We start from the raw sequence: 18,793 nt of genomic DNA on the forward strand, positions 1-18,793 counted from the left end.
CACAGGGCGGGCTAATCGTATCGCAGGGATTGTTATTGTTTGTAGCTTTGCACTGGTGTTGGTGTTCGTATTCATTGCAGTATAGGGAGACAACCTTAGTTTTAGCCTGGCAGGCACTGTTACAGCCATCACAAAATTTTCATCCAGTTCGTTTTATTAACCTGGTTTATTCACGTCTGTCGATGATGCGCTGACGGACCTCGCCAGCGCAACCATTCACCCTTATCGGTCTCGCTCTGCAAACTCTCATACCAGTAAATCACGTCATCTTTCCGCTGAACCAACCCTGCACAATCCTGCTACCAGATACTCAGATTGCGCCAGAACGCGGAATTGTGACTCCAGACTTAATAGGTCTGGAGTCACATGGACAGAGTGATTAGAATACCCCTCTTTGCAGTGACCAGAAGGCAGGGATGTGACAACGGAACGATTAACGGCCTCAGCGCGATCGGCACATGTCGGCCGCCATGTTTTGATCTGGCTGGAGCAGGTCAGGGCGGCTTCGCTTAGTGAGCTGGATAATTTTGGCGATGACGGTACGGTAGAGCAGGTGATGAAGGTCTGGGTAAAACTCTCGCTGCTGGTCAGCCGCCGACGCCCCGAAATCGCCGTCTCCACGCTGCTGAAACATGTCCTGCCCGGGATCGGTTCGCAGCCACTCAAATCGCTGAACCGCTTACGCCTTAACCGGCTTTATAACATCCTGATTGTCGACGGCAAAAAGGAGGAAGCACGCCGGGTTTTTGCCCTGACTAAACAGTTTCTTGCCTGGTGTGAGATGCAGGGGTATCTCGATCATTCTCCCATCGCTTCGATGAAAAAAAGAGATGTGGCCGGTCGCACAACACCGCCGCGCAGCCGGCAACTCTCTGACGCCGAAATCTGGGTTTTCTGGCACGGTCTGGATAACTGGGCCTTATCAGAGCAGGCGCGCTGGGCGCTGCGTTTGTGTCTGGTGAGCGCCCGGCGACCGGATGAGATTGTACAGGCGCAGAAATCGGAGTTCGATCTGCGCTCAGGCCTGTGGAAGCAGGGCACGCGCAATAAATCGCAGCGGGAACATGTGCTGCCGATATCGCCGCTGATGCAAAAGTGTATTGAGGCGCTGCTGCTCGCAGCCGATCCCGATTCGCCCTGGCTGGTGCCCGCTCCACGTGATTCACAGCAGCCGCTCTCAAAGGGCGCACTGAATCAGGCGCTGCGCAGGATGATCCGTGCCCCGCGCGGACTGGGGCTTGAAGCTTTTACTCCCCGTGACCTGCGCCGTACCGCGCGTTCAAAACTCTCTGCGCTCGACACACCGAATGATGTCGCCCGCAAAATTATGAATCACGCGCTGGAGGGCATTGATCGGGTTTATGACACCCACGACTATCTGAGCCAGATGCGGCAGGCCATGAATGCTTTATCAGAAGCGGTTGAACAGATTACAGAGAGTGAAAGTTATCATCAGCTGCGACATCGCTACGATGGCGAGACGCTGGTGATCAGCGAACTCTCCATCATGGTGATGTCGCGCTGATCCCGGTCAGCGGTTACCGATCAGAAGTGATAACGCAGCCACGCAAAATAGACGTTTCCGTTATTATGTGTGCCGGGAATATAGGTCATCTGGAAGTCAAGATCGCCATAACCGACTGAAGCCAGCGGCAGAATGGCTGGCACCGGGATATATTTCCAGTTATCACGCGCAGTCACACCCGCCGTGTAACCTGCGCCCCAGTGAAAATTTTGGTCGGCCAGTGGACGCCAGGTGGCCACCCAGCCATATCCGCCAAAGGGTTCCCATTTATTAAAGGAGTCTTTAAACGCCATCAGGTAGATGCCATTCCAGTTTCCTTTCTCATCATAACGGGAGATACCGCCACCTGCGCCCCAGGGTCTTTCATTATATTTATTAATATGTTCGCGATCGTAGGTGGCACGGTTATGCCAGGTGATCGCGGGCAGATAGAAGTCTATCCCCTGTGGCTGCTGCCAGGTCGTGGCAACCTTGTCACTGAAGCTTTTCCAGCCTGCGCTCACATTCTGCACGAGGGTGGCAGAGTGGGCCGGAAAAACACTGAAAACGGTCGTTGTCATCATCAGCGCTTTAAGAGTCGATGTTCTGCGCATGTATGGATCCCTGCAATATCTGGTATTTAATAAGAGAAAAAAGTGCCAATGCGGTCATTATTGCACGAAGAGAGGCAACTTCGGGTCAATAGATGGCCAGTACAGGATTTTATAATGAATTTAAGCGAAGCGGAAACCCTCGTTTCATAATTTATCTGCCATCAGACTTTAGCAAATGAAACCACCTCACTGTCTCATTCACCTGCACATAGCAACATTCAGACGCAATCTGAAAAGAAATAACGAATTCTGTTAACAGGATATTGAAGTGATAATATAAATGCGTGTATCTCTCATTTACTTCAATGGTGGGAATCAACGCCAGAGCACGGTCCTGGGTATTGCGAAAGGGCTTTGGTGACATGAACAAAAGCAGCGCGGCCTGGTCAGAGCCGAGGGCAAAGTTATCCCGCCAGCCGCGTATAAAGTATAAAAATAATTGATAAATTAACGCTCTCCCTCTTCACAACCCTGGAATCAGAAATTTACCGTATTGGCTGCGCCGGTCCGCCTCCCCTGACGGCCAGCCAGCGTTGCCTCGACGCCGGCCAACATGCCTGAAGTGGCGGCCATTGCAGTTCAGGTAAGTGCGTTTCTTCCCGTCATTGCGCAGACACAATCTGTAGCGCACGCGGCACCAGTTGCGTGAAGTAGTCAACCGCAGGCGCGATCGAGGCTTCATCCGGATCAAAGGCGGCATGATGCAGGCCATACTCACTGGCACTGCCGATAGTGACAAACGCCCCCGGCACCTGCTGCAGATAGAAAGCGAAATCCTCGCCGCCCATCTGCGGTGAGGCGGCATGCTCTGCGTGATAGCCGCTCTCGCGGGCCACCTCCAGCGCGACATCCACCCATTGAGGCGTATTGATCAGTGCGGGCGGTCCCTCCGTCCATTCCAGTTCTGCCGAGGCGCCAAATCCGCTGGCGATGCCCTGAATCAGTGACCGGATGCGGTGGGGGATCTGCGCCCGGATCTCGCCATTGTGTGTGCGCACGGTGCCTTCCAGCTCAACGTGCTGCGGCAGAACATTCCAGGTATTGCCGGCGGTAAAGCGCGTCACGCTCAGCACTACCGTCTCCAGCGAGCTGAATACCCGGCTGGGCAGCGTCTGCAGAGCCGTCACGATATGACTGGCCACCACGATGGAATCGATGCCCTCCTGCGGTCGCGCCGCATGGGCGCCTTTGCCGTTAACCCGGATCACGAAGCGATCGACATTGGCATAAAATGCCCCCGCGCGACTGCGCAGTGTGCCCAGTGGCAGTTCTGGCGCATTATGCAGGCCGAATATCGCTTTCACCCCCTCCAGCGCCCCCGCCTCTGTCAGCTGACGGGCACCTTCAAACGTCTCTTCGGCGGGCTGAAACAGAATCCGCACGCGGCCCGGCAGCGTGGCCTCCTGCTGTTTCAGCTGCAACGCCACGCCGAGCATGACGGCGCTGTGAATGTCGTGACCGCAGGCATGCATTACGCCGGGTTGCTGCGAACGCCAGGGACGATCGGTGATCTCCTCAATCGGCAGGGCATCAATGTCAGCGCGCAGCGCGATCAGGGCTTCGCCGTGACCGATTTCCGCTACCACACCGGTCTTCAGCCCGAGCGGCAAGAGCCGGATCCCGGCCTGCTCCAGCCAGCGGGCGAGACGTTCAGTTGTAGCAAATTCGTGGTTTGAGAGTTCCGGGTGCTGATGCAGTTCGCGACGCCACTGCACCAGTTGTTCAGTTAAAGACAAAGTCATATTTATCCCTGTATTTCTGCAGAAAAGGCACAGGCGACGTTTTCCGGCAGACTGATGTTCGGTTCAGCGTGGAGGTAACGACTGAAGATATCTGTTAATAGAAGGTGGCGGCTAAATCAGTCAGTCGCCCTGACTGGCGCATGAAGGGGAGTATGTCCCGGCAGACAAAATAAGAATCCCGTCTGTGCGGATGGTACGAGGTGAAATAACGTCTTCATGATCAATTCCTTTGTTATCCATTGCTCTGGCAGCGGGAATCATCATCGAATGACGCAACGCACAGATAAAGTAACGATTTGGTCAAAGCTTATCTGAATTTAATCAATGCGGAACCGGAGGCGATTATTCGTGGGGTGCAGCAGGCGGAATGGCAAATAGGGGGCTGCCATTCCGCGATACGCTTATATTAACCTGTTATCGCGGGTTGCTTACGACTCCGCGCATAATCTGCGCTGACCGGCGCGCAGAAACGCGCTGACCAGACCCAGCCATAGCAGACCGCAGATCAGGTTCACCAGGCTGAACCCTCCGCTGCCGTAACTGAACCAGGCCGTTTTGGCGGCCTCAATGCCGAGCGCGATGATCAGAATCGTCACCATGCCCACCATCGCGGCTACGCTGCCTTTTCCGGCATGGCTGGAAAAAAGCGTCATGCGGTAAAGTCCGGCATTGACCAGTCCGGTGCCGAAGCCGTAAAGACTCACGCCCGCGGTGAGCCACAGATAGTTCTGCGCATTCAGCACGGTGGCGGTTGCCGCGACGATCAGCCCGCAGACCACCGGCCAGGCCCCGATCCTGATCGGCTGTTCAATCGACAGACGGCTGGATAAGCGTCCCAGCGTCAGGTTACCCGCAATCATGGCGGCAAAAACCGGCAACTGCAGCAGCGCATAGTCGATACGGCTGAGTTGCGCGCCGTGCATTAATATCACGGGGGATAACGCCACCCAGGCGATGCAGGGCACGGTGACCAGTCCGATAGCGAACGACCCGCGCATCACCTGGCGATCTTTCAGCAGCGCGCCATAACCGCTGATAATCGACCCCAGCGACAGCGGTTTTTTTCGATCGCCCGACGTTTCCGGCATCGCGTACCACAAGCCGGCCAGCGCCAGCGCTGCGACGGCGCCCGTCAGCCAGAACAGCGTGCGCCACTCACCCACGGTCAGAAACGCCGCGCCCGCCAGCGGACCGGCGAGCGGCGCCAGCAGGGCGACATTCGCCATCAGCGCCATTATTCTGATGCTGAGTGATTCGACGAATGCCTCCTGTATCGCCGCGTACCCCACCGCGCCAATAAAGCAGAGGCTGACACCCTGGAGAAAACGCAGCAGAATAAACTGCTCAATCGAGGTGACCCAGTGAGTCGCGATGCAGGAGAACATAAAAAAGGCCACACCACTGAGCAGAACAGGACGGCGGCCAACCCGATCCGAGAGCGGGCCGAGCAGCCACTGCAGCAGAATGCCCCCCATCAGATAGGCGGTCAGCGAGGCGGAAACCCACTCCGGCCCGACCTTAAACTCCTGGGTCACCAGCAGCATACCCGGCTGGATCATGTCATGGGCGATATAGGTGGCAAACTCGAACAGCACCAGCGACAGCGGAAAGATCAGATGTCGCCGTGTCAGCCGGGCGATCGGTTGAAAGGAAGTCATGATGAATACCTGAGAAATAACAGCAAAACGTGCGGCCAGCAGGGTGGCCGCACGGAGGAAGTGTGACAGTGTAACGATTAACGCCAGCGGGCAATCGGGTTATCCAGTGTTCCGGCAAACTTCAGATTCTCAGCCGGATCGGCCAGGTTGATCATCTGCTGATTATTTGCCAGCTGGAGACGATTCAGGCAGGAGCGGGTAAACACCGGTGCGAACATGTCATAGCGCGCAAACTTCGCGGCATGTTCCGGGTGCGCCTGCTGGTAATCCTTCACGCACTGCGCCACCGCCTGCCAGAACGCCTCTTCCGGCAGCGTCTGCGACTGATGCAGGATCGCGCTGATAAAGCGGAAGATGCAGTCAAAGACATCGGTGAAGATCGACAGGAGCTTAAGCTCGTCCGGCACATCCACCGCCAGACGCTGCACGCCCTCCGGCAGTACCGCGTCCGGGTTCATCACGGCGATCTCCTCGCCAATATCCTTCATATAAGCCGCCACCGGGACGTTATTCTCCAGCAGCATAATCAGGTTTTCGCCGTGCGGCATAAACACCAGATCATGCTGATAGAAGCAGTGCAGCAGCGGGCTGAGGTAGCAGGTCAGATAGCGGTCGATCCACGCTCTGGCAGAGAGACCGGAGTCCGCGATCAGCGCGGGCAGCAGAGGCTGCTGCTGCTGATCGACGTGCAGGAATGCCGCCATGGTCATCAGGCGCTGACCCGGCTGCAGGCTGGCAGCCGGATTATCCCGCCAGAGTGCAGCAAACATCTTTTTATAGGCGGAGTCTCCTTTGATCGCCTGTTCGTAAGCGCGATTGTGATAACCCACCGCCGCCACCTCCCGCAGGATGCGAAAATCGCAGCGTTTCAGCCACGCATCCCCGGCGACCAGCGCGGCCAGCCAGCCATTAATGGCCGGAGTGGTCGCCATATAGTAGGGCGACAGGCCGCGCATAAAGCCCATGTTGAGCACGGAGAGGGCGGTTTTGACGTAGCGTTTCGATGGCGCGCTGCGGTTAAAGAAGGTGCGGATAGACTGCTGCGCCTGATACGCATCGTCCCCGGAGCCGAGATAGACGATCTCATGACGGGCGACGTCTGCGGCAAACACCGTCAGCAGCTTGTTGTTCCACTGCCACGGATGGACCGGCATCAGGATATACTCTTCGGCTGCCAGCCCTTTCCGGGTTAACTGCGACATAAACGCGTTCAGCGTGCTGTCACCCAGTTCGTCGCGCATCAGCTGCTCATAGCTCAGTTCGCTGAGGCTGGCGAAGTGGGCGTTGCGGCGATGAACGGCGACCCAGATAAGGTGAACCGGCGCGGCGGCTTCCGGCGCAAAGGCCAGATAGTCACGGGCATCAAAGCCAATACGTCCGTTATTGGCGACAAAGCAGGGGTGTCCTTCGGTCATCGCCGCTTCCACCGTCTGGAAATCGGCAGAGACCAGCGCCTGGCTGTCAGGATTACGTTTCTGACGCTTATAGACGCTGCTGCACAGGGTGCTGCTGATCTCCTCCATGTAGGTCGCCAGCAGCGGCTGCGGAATACCAATCTCCGCGTTGAACTCAACGATAAACTGCAGTGCATCCAGCGGCAGCGCGCGCCCGTTCTCCTGTTTGCGCAGCGATTCCGCGTCAATCTCCCAGTGATCCAGCGCCAGCCGTGCGGCGCGGAAATGATAGCTGGCTTCACCGCCCGGCACCGTCAGCTGATACGCATCGTCGCCCGTGGTCTGTGGCGCGATAATTTTTTCATGGGCGAACTCGGCAATCGCTTTGCGGATCAGCATGCGGTTCGCCTGGGTCCAGTGTTCGCCGGTCAGATGGGTGCCGTCGGTCAGTGAAGCGGGGGTTTCCATAGTCTGCGACTCCTGCAGTAACGCGTGTTGATAATCTTCCCGCTGGCAGAAGGCCAGCCAGGCGGTTTTATGACCCAGGTCGAGGGTGTGCTGATAGCGGAACCCGGCTCGCCGGTTCAGGACGTGAATCTTCTCATTGCGCACGTCCGGCTCCACGACGACGCGGTTCACCTCCGGGCGGCTGAACAGGTAGTCCATGACCAGGGTGAAAACCTGCCAGCTGAAGGCTTTAATCGGCTGGCTGGCAGGGGCTATCAGGATATGCATGCCATAATCATCAGGCGCGGCCGGATAGAACTTCCCAATCTCGTCATCACAGGCGCGATAGCACTCAATCAGACAGACCGGCTGGTCGTTGCAGCAGCCGATCAGCGCCGCATGAGGATCGGCGGCGGTCAGCGTCTGATAGAACCCGGCAACCTGCGCCAGACTGTGTGACTGCATTCCCCAGAACCGGGCATAGTCGCGGGTGACCCAGCTGTGGATCAGGGGCGCATCGCTCTCACGCATCGGTCTCAGGGTAAACCGGCCGGCAGGACGGTCAGCGGTAAACAGCGGTGGTGTGTTCATCTCAGCGCTCCGTTTTAGCCGGGAAAGTCTGGAAAGCGATCTGACGCTCAATGGGGTAAACCTCGCGTCCGGTCAGTTCGCGCAATAGCACGGAGTTGCGATAGCAGGCCATGCCCAGATCCGGGGTGACAAATCCGTGGGTGTGCAGCTCGGCGTTCTGCACAAAGATCTGGTTGTGATGGTCGATGCTGTAGTTACGCTGCACGTCGTAGCGCCCCTTGTCATCCCAGCGCAGGCGCGACGAGATGCCCTCTAAAAACATCGGCGGCTGATAGTGATAGCCGGTCGCCATCACCAGCCCCTCCGTGCGCCGGGTATAGGTGCACGCCTGCTCCTCCTGATGAAGTGTCAGCTCAAATTCCCCCTGCGGCAGCCAGCGCATCGCGGTCAGGGCCGAATGGGTGAAGAGATTGACATTCAGGTCGCCATCAAGCTGTTTGACGTACATCAGATCGTAAATGTCATTGATCAGACTGCTGTTAATGCCTTTGTAGAGATTCTTGTGACGGGCATTCAGCTCATCGCGGGTGTGGGCGGGCAGGGCGTGGAAATAGTCGACCCACTCCGGCGAGGTCATCTCCAGCGTCAGCTTGGTGTACTCCAGCGGATAGAAGCGCGGCGCACGGGTGATCCAGTTAAGCTGATAGCCAAAGCGGTCAATGTCGGTCAGCAGATCGTAATAGATCTCGGCCGCGCTCTGGCCGCTGCCCAGCACGGTGATCGACCGCTTCTGCTGAAGTTCAGCTTTATGCGCCAGGTAGTGGCTGGAGTGGGTCAGGCGCTGGCGGTGCGGCTGACTGCACTCGGGCATCCAGGCCACCGGGCCGGTGCCGAGGATCAGGTGACGCGTCAGATAGCGCTGTTTCTCCCCGCTGCGGGTGTCGGTGACCTGCACCTGATAGAGGCCTGCGGCCTCATCGTAGCTGACATAATCCACATGACTGTTCCAGCGCAGACTGGAGAGCCGCGAACTGGCCCACTGACAATACTGGTTATACTCTTTGCGCATCAGGAAGAAATCTTCGCGGATATAAAAAGAGTAAAGTTTTCCCTTCTCCTTCATGTAGTTGAGCAGGCTGTAGGGACTGGTGGGATCGGCGAGCGTCACCAGATCGGCCATGAATGGCGTCTGCAGATGGGCGCTTTCCAGCATCATTCCGGTGTGCCAGTCGAATCCCGGATTCTGATCCAGGAAAAGACCCTTCAGCCCCTCGACCGGCTCACTCAGGCAGGCCAGGCTCAGGTTAAACGGGCCGATACCGACGCCAATAAAATCGTAAACAGGCTTATCCATTTCAGTTCGCTCCCTGATTGACCGCGCTCAGTGCAGAGGCACGCACCTGTTCCCGGCCGTAATGTGTGATCAGGCTCAGCACATCTTCGATGTCCGCAGGGGTGGTGGTGGGGTTCAGCAGCGTGAATTTCAGATACTGGCGTCCGTCAACCCGGGTACCGGCCACAACCGCATTGCCGGCGCGGAACAGCGCTTTACGGATGGCGGCGTTAATCTCATCGATCTTCGCATCGCTGGTCTGTTTGCCCGGAACGAAGCGGAAAATCTGGGTGGTCAGCTCCGGAGCGTGCAGCACTTCGATGGCAGGATGCGCACTTAACAGCGCATGGGCAGACTCGGTCAGCGTGATCAGGGAATCGAAGGCGTCACCCAGGGCTGCCGGTCCCATCACGCGCAGGGTCAGCCACATTTTCAGCGCGTCGAAGCGGCGGGTGGTCTGAATGCTTTTATTGACCAGGTTAGGCGTACCTTCCTGCTGAGCGCTCAGCGGGTTCAGGTAATCCGCATGGTGGGTGACATGCTTCAGATTCTGGCTGTCACGGACGAAGAAAGCGCCGCAGCTGACGGTCTGGAAGAACGATTTGTGATAATCGACAGTGACCGAATCCGCCCGTTCGATACCGTTAAGGCGCGAGCGGTGCTTCTCAGAGACCAGCAGCCCGCAACCGTAAGCGGCGTCAACGTGCATCCACAGGCCAGACTCTTCGCAGAGGCGGGCGATCTCCGGCAGCGGATCGATGCTGCCAAAGTCGGTGGTGCCGCTGGTGGCGACGACGGCAATCGGGATCAGCCCCTCGCTGCGGCAGCGCGCAATCTCCTGTTCCAGCGAAGCCACATCCATACGGTAGTGTTCGTCGTGATCCACGGCGATCACCGCGTCATAGCCCAGGCCGAGTATCGCCATCGATTTCTGGATACTGAAGTGACTGAGTTTGGAGGTAAAAACCCGCCATCTGGGCGCGGTCTCCGGCAGGCCACGCTGCTTGATCAGATGACCAGGATGATGCGCTGCACACCAGCTGTCACGCGCCAGCAGCATGGCCATGAGGTTGGACTGGGTGCCACCACTGGTGAAGATCCCGTCCGATCCGTCAGGCAGCCCGATGCGGCCCAGCGTCCAGTCGATCACCTTCTGCTCAATCAGCGTGCCACCGGCACTCTGATCCCAGGTATCGACCGAGCTGTTGACGGCGGCCATGATCTGCTCGGCCATCAGAGAGGGCAGCACGACCGGGCAGTTCAGATGAGCCAGATATTTGGGATGGTGGAACCAGACGGCGTCGCGCAGATAGAGCTGGCTCAGCTCCGCCAGCGCCGCCTCGTTGTTGCCCAGCGGGCGATCCAGATCGACGCCGCTGAACTCGGCCGCCAGCTCGTGGGGCAGGATGCCGCTGAAGGGTTTCTCTACGCCGGTGACGGTGCGGGTCATCAGCGCCAGCACCTCCTGAGTCTGCTGCGACCAGGCTGCCAGTTGCTGATCGTTAAAAATGGCGGTGTCAGCCGTGCTGGCAATCGTGGCAGGCGCGGGTTCCCGTGCCGCCTGGGTGGATGAGCGTAAAAGCATGTTTAGTTCCTGTGCGTGAATACCTGATACCCTGCTGACATAAAATCAGCAGCGCCGGATGTCCGCTCAACAACTCCAGTAAACATAAAACTAACTAACCAGACAAAAACCCGGCCATCGGCCGGCAGAGTGTTTTCACCTTAAAAAGAGACAATGCCACAAATTATTTGTGGACTAATCAGCGTTAAACGCTTTGTTATATGCGGATGAGATTGTAAATGTTAATCATTTGCATTCAATTGTTTTATTGTGAAATTTTATTTATTAGCTGCTCTTATGTTGCAAATGTGATTTTGATCACAATTTTGATTCGGAATCGTCCTTTTTTAGGGGGGAAGACATGATGCTTCAGGGGCGAAGAAACAGGATTTGGGCGAGGGCAGCCCGGTCCGGAGCATGATCAGGCGCGATAAAACAGCGTTATTCGGGTCACTCAACGGGACGGGACGTGAAGCAGCCAGAAAGCGCAGAGCGCGCTTTCTGGCTGGAGAGGCGTGACTCAGCCTGCGTTCGTTTCTGCAGGCACTTTCTTTCTGGTCATAAAGTTGAAAATCACCAACAGGGCAAAGATGCCGGTGATGATCATTGTGATGGTGCCTTTATCCATAAAGTGAGCCATGTTGCCGAGAAGGATACCGGTAACGCCAAAGTCGGTGTCGGAGAAGGTGGTGTTAGTCAGGCCGATCTGTCCCAGCACGGGCAGCAGGGCAACGGGCAGGAAGGTGATCAGCAGGCCATGCGCAAAGGCGCCGCAGATGGCACCGCGTTTACCCCCGGTCGCATTACCAAATACGCCCGCGGTCGCGCCACAGAAGAAGTGGGGCACCACGCCCGGCAGAATCAGAACCCAGTGAAGCTGGCCAAGGACAAACAGCCCGACCAGACCGCCGATAAAACTGGAGATAAAGCCCACCAGAACCGCATTCGGCGCGTACGGGAAGACAATCGGACAGTCCAGCGCAGGCCGGGCATCCGGTACCAGTTTTTCGGAGAAGCCGGTAAAGGCCGGAACGATCTCCGCCAGAATCAGGCGCACACCCTGCAGAATGATAAAGACGCCCGCCGCAAAGGTAATCGCCTGGATAAACGAATAAACCAGGTAATTCTGACCGTTACTGAAATGCGTCTCCACATACTCTTTACCGGCCGAGACCGACAGGATGAGGTAGATAATCATCATCGTCAGAGAGATAGAGATGGTGCTGTCGCGCAAAAAACTCAGGTTTTTTGGCATGTTCATCTCTTCGGTGGACTTAGAGCCTTTGCCCACCAGTGAGCCAATCCAGCCTGATAAGACGTAGCCAATCGTTCCGGTATGCGCCAGCGCAACGTGGTCGCCGCCGATGATCTTGCGCATATAGGGCTGAGCGATAGCAGGGAAGGTCGCCATCAGAATGCCTAACAGCAGCGATCCGGTGTAAATAAGCTGAATACCCTCAAAGCCGGCAACCGACAGAATAATCGCGATCATACAGGCCATATAGAAGGTGACATGACCGGAAAGGTAGATATATTTGAGCCGGGTAAACCTGGCGACAACGATATTCGCGACCATGCCGAAAGCCATGATCATCGTGGTCGGTGCGCCATATTTTGCCAGGGCGATCGAGACCATCGCTTCATTGTTGGGAATGATGCCCTGAACATCAAACGCCTGCTTGAAAATGTCGCCCAGCGGCGTCAGGGAACCGACCAGCACGGTCGCTCCGCCTGCCAGCACCAGAAAACCCAGAATCGTTTTTACCGTTCCCTTAATCACATCCGGGAAGGGCTTCTTCTGCGCAACCAGCCCGAAACATGCCACCAGTCCGACTAAAATGGAGGGCACTTTCAGCACATCGACGACGAACTGCAAAAGGTTTTGAGTAAACATATTAACCTCGAGGGTATGGTGTTTATCTGCTTATCAACTTTCAGTTTTTCTCAAAATACTCACGTATTTTTTGCTCGATTTCTTTCAGATCGATGATGTTATTGATGATGATGACCTTCTCGGGCGGCAGGTTAGCGCTGTAGGCAATATCCTTCGCCATCACAAACACATCGGCCACTTCGGGCGTAACCGAACCGAGATCGGAATGCTCCACTTCAGCCTCAACACCAATCGTCTTAAGCACTTTCTTGATGTTCATCTCCATCATGAAGCTGCTGCCCAGACCTGAACCACACACTGCCATCATTTTCATAGCTGACCTCGTTAACTGTTTTTAGAAAAGGGGGGCGACAGACCGGTTAAACACCGGTCAGAATCGCCATCAGCGCCGGCTGACTGCGGGCGGCAAAGATCTGCTCCATGATGTTTTCATCGGAGAGCACCTCTGCCAGATGAGAAATCATTTCGATATGGCTGTTACTGTCCGGCGCGGAGAACATAAAGATCACCTTCACGGGATCGTTCTCTTCGGAGTCAAAGGTCACGGCGTTGCCCAGCAACACTACGGACAACCCGAGTTTATGTGCGCCCTGTTCCGGCCGCGCGTGGGGCATAGCAATCTGTGGCGCAATCACAAAAAAGGGACCGATCGCCTCTTTCTGGTGAATAATGGCGTCAATGTAATCCTGTGATATGGCGCCTTCACGGAGCAGCGGACGCCCCGCCACGGCCAATGCTTCCCGCCAGTCAGCAACGTTTTCAACGTACTGTACTTTTTCGTTATTCAGCCAGTCAGCCAGATTTGACATCGTCTTAACCCTGCCTCGAATGCGTAATAAAATTTATGTAAGTCGCGACCCCGGATGCGGGGAAACGCGCGCGCTGGTGAGTCCGGCGACGCTGCAGATGTACAGTCACTTTTCCAATAAAAGCGGCTGTCTGCTGCTGTCTGCCCCTGTTATCTGATAACCCGGACAGATGAAGAACCCATGAAAAACAGTGACTATTAATTTATAAACGTCATTTATTCATGCAGTTACTGCATAATTCATCTGCCTGCGAAGATGTAAAAAGGCGGACTCACTCACACCACCACATCTGTACATCTTTCAGATGTCTAGTCATCCTGATAATGTACTTCGACGTGTACGGACACAACCTGTAAAATTAAAATATGGGTACGCAGGCTAAATATCAGTGTCAATTTGTTAAATTGATCACATATTCAGGTAGCCGGTGTAGTACTCCTCCGGCAATGTCAGGCAGAACTGTAGTGACACGGATAAGTGGCGCCTCCGGTTCACGCATAGGGGAAGAAAATCGATGGTTGATGGGATAACTGAAAAGCAAAAAGAGGTGGTGGATTACATCCTCAATAAAATTAAACAGGACGGCCTTCAACCCGGAGAAAAACTGGACACCGAAATCTCAATCGCAAAAAACATCGGCATTACCCGCGCCACGGTCCGTGAGGCGACGCGCATTCTGGTTGAACAGCAGCGGATATACCGGGTAAAAGGCTCGGGGATCTTTGTGGGTTCGACGGAGATGAGCAGTCAGGCTCACCGTTTTCATGTGCTCTCGCCGTTCGATTTTCAGGCGCAGCGGAAAGGGCACAAAGGCGTCCGGAAAATTATTTCGGTCAGTATTGTCAAAGTTCCCTCGGCGGAAATGGCCCAGGCGTTGCGGATTAAAAACAGCGACCAGATCTATAAGATCCATCGCCTGATGTGTTTTGATGATATTCCGGTGGCGCTCGAACAGATTCACCTGCCGGTTTCCCTCTTCAGCAGCATGGAATTCAGCAAGCTGGAGATTTCGAAATATGCATATATTGAAGAGGTGACCGGAAAAAAGGTTCAGCTCAGAGATCAGCATCTTACGGCGATTAATCTCACGCACGCTGAGGCTCTGACGCTGCTGAATTTAAGCCCAGGGGATGCGGTCATCCAGATTAATGAAACCGTCTATCTCGACGACGGGGTGCCCTGCGAAGTTAATATTGCCATCATCAACACCCGCTATTTTCCATTAAAACAGAATTCCCAGCGGCCTTAATTTCTGCCGTTTCCGCTTTGCGGCTGGCTATACCGTCACAGCCATTCGGCAGACAGAAAAACAGGAATGGCCTGCGCGGTAAAATAACCCGGTAAAAGTCCCTGCCCGTTATTTCCGCCGAAGCGAATCGCCCCGTTTTTTCCTTCGCTGAGCCTCTATGCCTCCCCCTGTTGCCAGCTCTCTGAAACAGCGCCGCCACGCGCCCGCCCGCTTTATACGCCCATCCCGGCATCGGCCCCGATAGATAAGACGTTTTTCTGCAAACTTTTGCCAGCTTATCGATTTTAATCCCGTCATGCTGCGAAAACAGGCAACAAAGAGGGGTGAAAAGCGTCTGAAACCGGCTTTGCACGCCCATTTCTGCGCATTTCCCTGCCTGGCGTGGCCATTATAAGGAATTCAAGAAAGCATAAAACAATATGATGTTTTACCAATAACTGGCGTCACCGCACACTGGTCAGCAACAGAAATGCATAAGGACCAGATAAATGGCATATCGATTGAGTCTGTTAGACAAAGCACCCGTGTCGCAGGGAGAGTCGGCCACCGCGGCGTTGCAGCGCACGCTGCAGCTGGCCCAACGGGCAGAGGAGTGGGGCTATCATCGCTTCTGGCTGGCGGAACATCACAACACCGCCCAGCTCGCCAGTCCTTCACCCGAGGTGCTCATCGCGTGGATCATTGCGCAGACCCGTCATATCCGTGTCGGTTCGGGCGGCGTGATGTTGCAGCATTACAGTCCCTACAAAGTGGCGGAAAACTTCAATCTGCTCGCGTCGCTGGCGCCGGGACGCATTGATATCGGCGTAGGCAAAGCGCCGGGCGGATTGCCGCTCTCCACCCATGCGCTGCAACAGGGTATCGATGCCGCAAAAAAAGGTTCTTTTGCCGATCAGCTTCAGCTGCTGAATAGCTGGCTGACACCCGCCCGCAGGCAGCCCGACGAAGAGGGCTTAGCCGCCACGCCGCTGCCCTCCTGCCCGGCCAACCGCTTTCTGCTGGGAGCCAGTGAAGAGAGCGCAAAACTGGCTGCCCGTCTGGGCTGGCAGTTTGTCTTCGCCGCCCATCTGAATGGCGATCGCCAGCTGCTGGAACATGCGCTGAGTACTTATTCCCGCCTGAGCCAGGGTCAGCGTGCGCTGGTCGCCGTGCAGGTAGTGGTCGCCGACTCCCCGGCCCAGGCTGATCTGCTGGTCAGCTCACTGCGTCACTACCATGTGTCGGTAAAAGAGGGTCCTTCTGTCAACGTCGTCAGCCTGGAGCAGGCGGAACGCTATGTGCGGCAGGGTGGATACCGCGAGTATCAGATCGAGCCGCGCACGCCGTCACTGCTCAGGGGAACCGCGGCTCAGGTTCATGCGCAGTTAGACGCGCTGCATCACAACTTTGATATTGATGAGTTTGTGATCGACACGCCGATCGCTGAACCAGCAGCCCGGCTGCGCTCACTGGAACTGCTGGCAACGCGTCATCTGGTTGCAGCCTGAATCTCAGTGGAGAGACATCATGAGTGCGGAATCACAACTGATTGAATGGCGGCGTGAACTGCATACCTGGCCTGAGCTGTCAGGGCAGGAGTTCGCCACCACCGCCCGGCTGCGAAACTGGCTGCAGGCGTCGGGTATCCGTCTGGCTGATTATCCGCTGGAGACGGGCGTGGTGGCAGAGATCGGTCGCGGAGAAACCGTTGTCGCGCTGCGCGCCGACATTGATGCGTTACCCATCCATGAGGCGAGCGGCGTGCGTTTTCACTCCCGTCATCCTGGCGTGATGCACGCCTGCGGCCACGATCTGCACAGCGCAGTGATGCTGGGTGCGGCGCTGCGGCTTCACGCGCAGGCCGATCAGCTGCCCGGCCGGGTGCGTATCCTGTTCCAGCCTGCCGAGGAGATTGCCCGTGGTGCCCGCCAGTTAATCGATGCTGGCGTACTGGACGAGGTTCAGGCGATCTTCGGGATGCACAACGAACCCTCACTGCCGGTCGGCACCTTTGCGACCCGCAGCGGCGCGTTTTACGCCAACGCAGACAAATTTATTATCCGCGTCACCGGCAAAGGCGCACATGCCGCTTCGCCTGAGCAGGGTGTTGACAGCATTGTTACGGCCAGCCAGATCATTCAGGCGCTACAGGGACTTACCAGCCGCAGTTTCAGTGCACTGGACAGTCTGGTGCTGAGCATCACCCGTATCGACGGCGGTAAAAGCTGGAACGTTCTGCCCGGCGTTGTGGAGTTTGGCGGAACGGCCCGCACTCACGATGCAACGCTGCGCGCCGGGCTGGAGCAGCGGGTGCGCACCCTGGTTACGCACTTCGCTGAAGCCAATGGCGCACAGGCGACGCTGAGCTGGCATCCCGGCCCGCCGGTGCTGATCAACGATGCACACTGGGCAGACTTCAGCAGTGAGGTCGCACGGCAGGCCGGTTATCGTGTGCAGAACGCCGGACTGCAACTGCTGGGCGAAGATTTCGCCTTCTACCTGCAACAGGTGCCGGGAGCTTTTGTCAGCCTCGGCAGCGCCAGCGAGGCGGGTCTGCATCATGCCAGCTTCAACCCGGACGAGGCGCTGATTGCGCCTGCCGCCGACTACTTTGCCCGACTGGCCCGCCAGGCGCTGCAGCATCTCACGGCGCGATGTCGGGCCCCCCGCCTTAACTGAATTCATCTGCCGCCCTGAAAATACGAGGGTTCTGACACCCGTCGCGGGCATTGCTACGACTAAAAAAGAGAGCACACTATGACCACAAGACACCTCCGGCTGGGTACGATTCTGCATGGCGCATCGGGAAATATGTCCGCCTGGCGGCATCCGGCGGCACAGGCCGATGCCAGTATCAGCCTCGATTACGCTAAAAAAATCGCCCGCAAGGCGGAGCAGGGCAAACTCGACTTTCTGTTTGTCGCTGACGGGTTATTTATCAATGAGAAGTCGATCCCGCACTTTCTCAATCGCTTTGAGCCGCTGACGCTGCTGTCGGCGCTGGCGGGCGTTACCAAACATCTGGGGCTGGTCGGCACCGTCTCCACCTCCTACAGCGAGCCGTTTACCGTGGCGCGTCAGTTTGCCAGCCTCGATCATCTCAGTGGCGGCCGGGCAGGCTGGAACGTGGTGACCTCACCCCTGGAAGGATCGGCAAAAAACTTTTCGCGCAAGCAGCATCCCGATCATGCGCTGCGCTACCGCATCGCCGACGAATATCTGCAGGTGGTAAAAGGCCTGTGGGACTCCTGGGAAGGCGATGCCTTTGTGCGTGATAAGGCGAGCGGCCAGTTCTTCGACCCGTCAAAACTGCACACGCTCGATCATCACGGCGACTTCTTCCAGGTGCAGGGGCCGCTGAACATTGCGCGCACGCCACAGGGTCGTCCGATTATCTTCCAGGCAGGCGCGTCCGGGGATGGTAAAAAGCTGGCCGCACGCCATGCGGATGCCATCTTTACCCATCAGTCCACCCGCGAAGAAGCGCAGGCATTCTATCAGGATGTGAAGCAGCAGCTGGTCGCCAATGGTCGCCAGCCAGAGGATCTGCATATCTTCCAGGGTGTGAGCGTGATCGTTGGCGATGATGACGAGGATGTGGAGCGCCAGTATCAGACCACAGCCGCGCTGGTGTCCATCCACGATGCCCTTAATTATCTCGGACGCTTCTTCGACCACCACGACTTTTCGCACTATCCGCTCGACGAGCCGTTCCCCGATATCGGTGACATCGGCCAGAACAGTTTCCGCAGCACCACGGATGAGATCAAACGCAAGGCCAGAGAGCATGGTCACACGCTCCGTCAGGCCGCGCTGGAAGCCGCTACCCCGCGCCCGCTGTTTCATGGCACGCCAGACGCGGTGGCCGATGGCCTGCAACTCTGGTTTGAAACGCACGCCGCCGACGGCTTCATCATTAACGGCGGCACGCCCGACACCTTTGAACGCTTTGTTGACCGCGTGGTGCCGATTCTGCAGGCGCGTGGCCTGACGCGTCTCGACTATCCGGGCACGACCCTGCGCGACAGCTTCGCGTTGAAACAACCCGTTAATCAGTACACCTCACAATAAGAGC

General features: G+C 56.7%; 14 protein-coding genes. 5 read left to right on the forward strand and 9 right to left on the reverse strand.

Features of this window, described 5'->3' with window-relative positions:
• Nucleotides 1–418 precede the first annotated feature (418 nt).
• Entirely contained in the window at nt 419–1,525 is a 1,107-nt protein-coding gene (locus ACNY69_RS13155; RefSeq protein WP_418798652.1) for a tyrosine-type recombinase/integrase, read from the forward strand.
• 20 nt (nt 1,526–1,545) lie between these two features.
• Here ACNY69_RS13155 and pagP read toward each other — a convergent pair whose 3' ends face one another.
• From pagP to ACNY69_RS13200, 9 genes are all read right to left on the reverse strand, one after another.
• Complete coding sequence (gene pagP / locus ACNY69_RS13160) at nt 1,546–2,118, reverse strand: lipid IV(A) palmitoyltransferase PagP (RefSeq protein WP_418798654.1); 573 nt, start codon at nt 2,116–2,118, stop codon at nt 1,546–1,548.
• 602 nt (nt 2,119–2,720) lie between these two features.
• A complete protein-coding gene (locus ACNY69_RS13165; protein WP_418798656.1) occupies nt 2,721–3,860 on the reverse strand; it encodes an amidohydrolase in 1,140 nt (379 codons plus the stop codon).
• A 428-nt stretch (nt 3,861–4,288) separates the two neighbouring features.
• Complete coding sequence (locus ACNY69_RS13170) at nt 4,289–5,518, reverse strand: MFS transporter (protein WP_418798658.1); 1,230 nt, start codon at nt 5,516–5,518, stop codon at nt 4,289–4,291.
• Between the two features lie 77 nt (nt 5,519–5,595).
• Complete coding sequence (locus ACNY69_RS13175) at nt 5,596–7,950, reverse strand: GNAT family N-acetyltransferase (RefSeq protein ID WP_418798661.1); 2,355 nt, start codon at nt 7,948–7,950, stop codon at nt 5,596–5,598.
• A 1-nt stretch (nt 7,951) separates the two neighbouring features.
• On the reverse strand, nt 7,952–9,244 hold the full coding sequence (locus tag ACNY69_RS13180; protein ID WP_418798663.1) for a lysine N(6)-hydroxylase/L-ornithine N(5)-oxygenase family protein: 1,293 nt from the start codon (nt 9,242–9,244) through the stop codon (nt 7,952–7,954).
• Between the two features lies 1 nt (nt 9,245).
• Nucleotides 9,246–10,808, reverse strand: a complete 1,563-nt coding sequence (locus ACNY69_RS13185) for a pyridoxal phosphate-dependent decarboxylase family protein (protein ID WP_418798665.1) — start codon at nt 10,806–10,808, stop codon at nt 9,246–9,248.
• 499 nt (nt 10,809–11,307) lie between these two features.
• Nucleotides 11,308–12,681: a PTS ascorbate transporter subunit IIC gene (locus ACNY69_RS13190; protein WP_111138387.1), complete on the reverse strand. Its 1,374-nt coding sequence runs from the start codon at nt 12,679–12,681 to the stop codon at nt 11,308–11,310.
• Between the two features lie 40 nt (nt 12,682–12,721).
• Nucleotides 12,722–12,994, reverse strand: coding sequence for a PTS sugar transporter subunit IIB (locus tag ACNY69_RS13195; RefSeq protein ID WP_111138388.1), 273 nt, complete (start codon nt 12,992–12,994; stop codon nt 12,722–12,724).
• A gap of 46 nt (nt 12,995–13,040) precedes the next feature.
• Nucleotides 13,041–13,490 (reverse strand): PTS sugar transporter subunit IIA, encoded by a 450-nt coding sequence (locus tag ACNY69_RS13200; protein ID WP_111138389.1) that lies wholly within the window; start codon nt 13,488–13,490, stop codon nt 13,041–13,043.
• Between the two features lie 514 nt (nt 13,491–14,004).
• On the opposite strand from ACNY69_RS13200, the gene ACNY69_RS13205 reads away from it, so the two are divergent.
• The 4 genes from ACNY69_RS13205 to ACNY69_RS13220 all read left to right on the forward strand — a co-directional run bounded on the left by ACNY69_RS13205 (nt 14,005) and on the right by ACNY69_RS13220 (nt 18,789).
• Nucleotides 14,005–14,739: a GntR family transcriptional regulator gene (locus ACNY69_RS13205; RefSeq protein ID WP_111138390.1), complete on the forward strand. Its 735-nt coding sequence runs from the start codon at nt 14,005–14,007 to the stop codon at nt 14,737–14,739.
• 488 nt (nt 14,740–15,227) lie between these two features.
• Nucleotides 15,228–16,226, forward strand: coding sequence for an MsnO8 family LLM class oxidoreductase (locus ACNY69_RS13210; protein WP_111138391.1), 999 nt, complete (start codon nt 15,228–15,230; stop codon nt 16,224–16,226).
• 19 nt (nt 16,227–16,245) lie between these two features.
• The gene (locus ACNY69_RS13215) at nt 16,246–17,397 is read left to right on the forward strand and encodes an amidohydrolase (protein ID WP_418798668.1); all 1,152 of its coding nucleotides are present in this window, start codon (nt 16,246–16,248) and stop codon (nt 17,395–17,397) included.
• Nucleotides 17,398–17,475: 78 nt separating this feature from the next.
• Entirely contained in the window at nt 17,476–18,789 is a 1,314-nt protein-coding gene (locus ACNY69_RS13220; RefSeq protein ID WP_111138393.1) for an LLM class flavin-dependent oxidoreductase, read from the forward strand.
• Nucleotides 18,790–18,793 lie beyond the last annotated feature (4 nt).

The organism is Pantoea graminicola, assembly GCF_048452665.1.
In the GTDB taxonomy this organism is placed as follows: domain Bacteria; phylum Pseudomonadota; class Gammaproteobacteria; order Enterobacterales; family Enterobacteriaceae; genus Pantoea.